This window comes from Rhizobium aureum, assembly GCF_030182495.1.
In the GTDB taxonomy this organism is placed as follows: Bacteria; Pseudomonadota; Alphaproteobacteria; order Rhizobiales; family Rhizobiaceae; genus Rhizobium; species Rhizobium tropici_C.
This window is the reverse complement of sequence record NZ_JAQJCI010000040.1, coordinates 1-3,751: the sequence shown is the minus strand read 5'-3', so window position 1 is coordinate 3,751 and position 3,751 is coordinate 1. Positions and strand designations below refer to the sequence as shown.

At 61.7% G+C, this 3,751-nt stretch carries 6 protein-coding genes; all 6 read right to left on the bottom strand.

The window, feature by feature from the left end; all coding sequences use genetic code 11:
- Positions 1-28: 28 nt before the first annotated feature.
- The gene (tnpB, locus tag PH552_RS33570; RefSeq protein ID WP_285166720.1) at positions 29-313 is read right to left on the bottom strand and encodes an IS66 family insertion sequence element accessory protein TnpB; all 285 of its coding nucleotides are present in this window, start codon (positions 311-313) and stop codon (positions 29-31) included.
- 21 nt (positions 314-334) lie between these two features.
- Complete coding sequence (locus tag PH552_RS33565) at positions 335-916, bottom strand: plasmid pRiA4b ORF-3 family protein (protein ID WP_285166718.1); 582 nt, start codon at positions 914-916, stop codon at positions 335-337.
- Positions 917-918: 2 nt separating this feature from the next.
- Positions 919-2,571: an IS66 family transposase gene (tnpC, locus tag PH552_RS33560; RefSeq protein ID WP_285166717.1), complete on the bottom strand. Its 1,653-nt coding sequence runs from the start codon at positions 2,569-2,571 to the stop codon at positions 919-921.
- 80 nt (positions 2,572-2,651) lie between these two features.
- On the bottom strand, positions 2,652-2,999 hold the full coding sequence (tnpB, locus tag PH552_RS33555) for an IS66 family insertion sequence element accessory protein TnpB (RefSeq protein ID WP_285166715.1): 348 nt from the start codon (positions 2,997-2,999) through the stop codon (positions 2,652-2,654).
- The gene (gene tnpA, locus PH552_RS33550; protein WP_285166713.1) at positions 2,996-3,334 is read right to left on the bottom strand and encodes an IS66-like element accessory protein TnpA; all 339 of its coding nucleotides are present in this window, start codon (positions 3,332-3,334) and stop codon (positions 2,996-2,998) included. The genes tnpB (PH552_RS33555) and tnpA overlap by 4 nt, the downstream gene beginning before the upstream one ends.
- A 171-nt stretch (positions 3,335-3,505) precedes the next feature.
- The coding region (locus tag PH552_RS33545; RefSeq protein ID WP_285166711.1) for a transposase at positions 3,506-3,751 on the bottom strand (246 nt) is incomplete at its 5' end.

Below are 3,751 nucleotides of genomic sequence, written 5' to 3'. Positions count from 1 at the left end.
GGCGGTTGATTCACTTCGCCGCAGGCCTTTACCCAACAATCTCCGGCGGCTTCACTGCCACAGAGCGAACCCGCTTCCAGTCCATGCCGTCAACGAGCGCCATGAGCTGGGCATGATTGAGCTGCACCCGGTTGTGCCCGATCCGCGGCCAGCAGAACTGCGCCTTCTCCAGTCGCTTGGAGTAAAGGCAGACCCCTGATCCATCCCACCAGACGATCTTGACCCGGTCTGCCCGCTTCGCCCGGAAGACATAAAGCGAGCCGTTAAACGGATCACTGCCGGCGTCGCGCACCAGCGAGTAAGCATCCGGCAAAGACCGCAGCCTCAAGGACTTTCAGATTTTTCGACGTGATTTGCGGGCCCACTTTGCGGCCAGATCATCGACGGCTTTGTTGAGCTCGGCAAAGTTGGCCTTGGGATCGTAATCTTTGCTGCCCCACCATTCGACGAGTTCTGCGTGCCGCTCGTGGGCCGGATCGGCGAGCGCTTCGCGGAACTCCTGATAGCCCCATGGCCCACCGATGTCCTCGGGAGGGCAGCGTCCGGTCGCTTCGAGGAGCATTGGGTCCGCAAGGCCGATGACGGGGAAGGTGCGCTCGATCTTGATGCTGTGCGTCCAGCCATCGCCGAAGTCGTAAAGGTACTTGAACGATTTCGCGCCGCTATCTTCGATTGCCGCCAGCAGCGAGATCTTGCGCGCAGCGAGCGGATCATCTGCCCAGTCTTGATCAGCCAGGCCAAAGCCGACGTCACGGATGCGGAATTCGTAAAGGTGGCTGTTGGTCCAGCCCATCGCCGTCTGCAGCACCTCATGAAGGCGATGGAGCTTGATGCGGAACGGCACCACAACGCGCCGCATCACCGTCGGTTCGACATGGTCGAGAGTGACCTTCAGGCGGACCAGAGAAGCCGGCATCTTCAGGCCGCCAGCTTATGCGCCGCCGGCGACGCGTTTTTCCAGTTCCAGGGCAAGAGCTCATCGATCCGGTGCGCCGGATAACTTGCGATGCGGTGAAGCACGTCGGCCAGCCAGGCTTGCGGATCGACGGCATTCATCTTGGCCGAGACAATCAAGCTGTACATGGCGGCGGCGCGCTGGCCGCCGCGGTCCGATCCGGCGAACAACCAGGATTTCCTGCCCAGCGCTATGCCGCGCAGGGCGCGTTCAGCGGCATTGTTCGAGAGACAGACACGCCCGTCGTCGAGAAAGTGGGTGAAGGCGGGCCAGCGATTCAGCAGGTAATCGAAGGCCTTGGCGAGATCATAGTTGCGAGACAGCTTGGCACGCTGAACCTTCATCCAAGCTTCCAGCTCGACAATCAGAGGCAGGCTCCGATCCTGACGAACGGCCTTTCGGACCTCCGCGCTCTGACGGTTGATCTCGCGCTCGATGTCGAACAACGCATCGATCCGTTGCACCATTTCCAGAGCGACCGGCGATATGATGGCTGGCTTCTTGCCCTGCGCTTTTCGGCGCGCATTCGCCTCGACGTCAGCCATCACAAAAAAGGGCCGCCTGGCATGGACCCAGCAAGCTGCTTCCCTTATCGGGCCGGGCCGTCGATCCGGAAGATAGAGTTTGGTGTAGCCGCCATAGGCGTCCGCCTGCAGAATGCCGCTATAATGGGTGAGATGCGCCTGCGGGTGCTCGCCCGCGCGATCACGGGAATAGTAGAACATCGCCGACGGTGCGGCTGTGCCGCCGAACGGTCGATCGTCGCGGACATAGACCCAACTTCGGGCGGTATCGGTCTTCCCTGCGGCAAGGACCGGGACCGTCGTGTCGTCGCCGTGCAACCGCTCTGCCGCAAACGTATGGGCTTCGATCCGTTTGATGATCGGATCGAGCACGGCACAGCAAGCGCCGATGCTATCGGCCACCGTCGACAGGCTGAGGGGAACGCCTTCGCGTTCGAAGCGCTCGACCTGACGGTTGAGCGGCAGATGCTGGCCGAACTTGTCGAACAGGATCATCGCCAGAAGATTGGGACCGGCCCATCCGCGCGGGATGACATGGAAAGGCGCCGGAGCCTGGCTGATCTTCTCGCAATCGCGGCAGGTGAACTTCTCGCGCACCGTCTGGATCACTTTCCATTGGCGCGGAATGACCTCGAGGGTCTCGGTGATGTCCTCACCCAGCTTGCGCAGTCGGTCGCCGCCACAGCACTGGCAGCTCACGGGACCAGGCACGACGACGCGTTCGCGCGGAAGATGATCAGGGAAAGGCTTCTTCACCGGCCGGCTGCGGGTAAAGCCGGTAACATTGACGGTGGCCGCCACCGCCATTTCGGCAGCGAGCTCGTCCTCGGTCGCCGCCATCTCCAACTCTGCCAGTTGGAACTCCATCTGATCAATCAGCCGGGCGCGACGCTCTGCCTTCGGGCCATAAAGCTGACGCTCGAGCTTTTCGATGCGCAATTTCTGCCGGGCAATGACGGCAAGATCCTCCGACGCCCTGGCCTTGGCGACGGCAAGTTCAGCCTCGATCTGTGCGCCCTTGGCGCGTGCCGCGATGAGCTCTGCCCGCAGGGCAGCAACATCGTCGGGAAGCAAATCAGGGCTGTTCTCCATGCCCGAAGTGAATCACAGAAGCCCTGATTTGCCTAGTATTTCAAAGGGCTTTTCCCGGAATTATCGCTTCTCCGGACGGCTCATCCGGCGCTCGTCGGACGCCAGGTTTGCTGCGGATTCCGCCAGTCAATCCCCTCCAGCAAATAGGACATCTGACCCGCGGTCAGCGCGATCGCGCCACCCTCCGTCGCCGGCCAGATGAAGCGACCGCGCTCGAGCCGTTTCGCATACAAAGATAGACCGATCCCATCATGCCAAAGGGCTTTTATCAGTCGGCCGCTACGACCGCGAAAGACGAAGACGTCGCCCTTAAACGGATCACGGCCGAGGCCCTCCTGCACCAGCAGCGCCAGACCCTGCATGCCCTTACGCATGTCGCAGTGACCGCTCGCGATCCACACCCGCACCCCGGAACTGATCGGGATCATTTGAGCGCCCGCATGATCGCGGCTGCCAGTTCGGATGGCGCTGCTGAGCCAATTCTCACCTTCACGCCGTTCGAGAAGTCCACTGCAATGGCCAGGTCGACCGCATCACTGCGGGCAGAGTCAACGAGCTTGGCCGGCACAAAGGCGGGCTCGGCCTGCTGGACCAAAGCCTGCCGCCGCCATGTGTAGATCAGGCCAGTCGAAATCTCGAAGCGGCGTGCAACTTCGGAAACCACCGCGCCCGGCGCGAAAGCCTCCGCCAGTATCTGCGCGCGATCTTCCGATGACCATCGCCGACGCCGCTCTGGTCCCGTCAGCAAAACTGCATGTCCCATGAATTGCTCAGTGCGCTCTTAAGTCCACTCGTAAGAGCGCAAACTCACGGGATAAGCGGAACTTCGCAAGGCGGTCCCCGCCGGAGGAATACACCAGCGACAGCAAGCTGTCCGGTCCTTTGCGGAAGTCGATGGGATGGCTGGCGAGGAACACCTTTACACCCGCGGGGATCATGCCGAACGAACCGCTCGGATAACGCGCTGCAGATGAGCCTCGTCGACATGCCCGCCTGCCCGCACGATAACATCCCCAATGATGATTTCCACGATGGGGTCGGGGCCGGATACAACGCCCTGCGGATACTCTGTCTCCGCTGCTTGCCCAGGCTCATCACTGCCCAACAGTTCTCTGCGCCAGCGATACAGCTGAGACGGCAGTATCCCGATTTGCCGTGCGACCGCCGAGACGTTCACACC